Genomic DNA, 367 nt, shown 5'->3' with positions numbered 1-367 from the left:
CCCGATTATGCAGGCGGGGCAAACGAACTCAGTCTAAATCAATACCGCGATCGAATTTCAAACGAGGCCACCGGTTGCGGCCATTGAACGACCGCAATCCTTCCCGACCTTGCCAATCGGGTCTGATTTACTTGGGCGTGCAATCTCGTGCTGGATCGCATCGCGGAATTCTTCCTCTTCGGGCTGGTGCCGCTGGTCGTCGGCGTGCTGGCCGTGCCGGAAGTGATCAAGGCCGGTGGGCGCTATCCTGCGCTTGGCGATGACGATTGCCGGCGCATCGGCCAACGAGACGTCGGCGAGTTCGACCACCAGCACGGCGTCCGGCGGCAGGGCGATGCGCTCGCGGTAGGTCACCTCGCCGGCAATC

Annotated in this window: 1 pseudogene; it reads right to left on the bottom strand. The window is 62.4% G+C overall.

Going from position 1 to position 367, the window contains the following annotated elements:
- Nucleotides 1-252 precede the first annotated feature (252 nt).
- Nucleotides 253-367: pseudogene (locus EN851_RS34555) on the bottom strand (YbaY family lipoprotein); the annotation flags it as partial.

The sequence above is a fragment of the Mesorhizobium sp. M8A.F.Ca.ET.208.01.1.1 genome, from assembly GCF_004791315.1.
GTDB lineage: Bacteria > Pseudomonadota > Alphaproteobacteria > Rhizobiales > Rhizobiaceae > Mesorhizobium.
The sequence above is the reverse complement of the archived record's forward strand: the minus strand, read 5'-3'. Positions and strand labels throughout refer to the sequence as shown.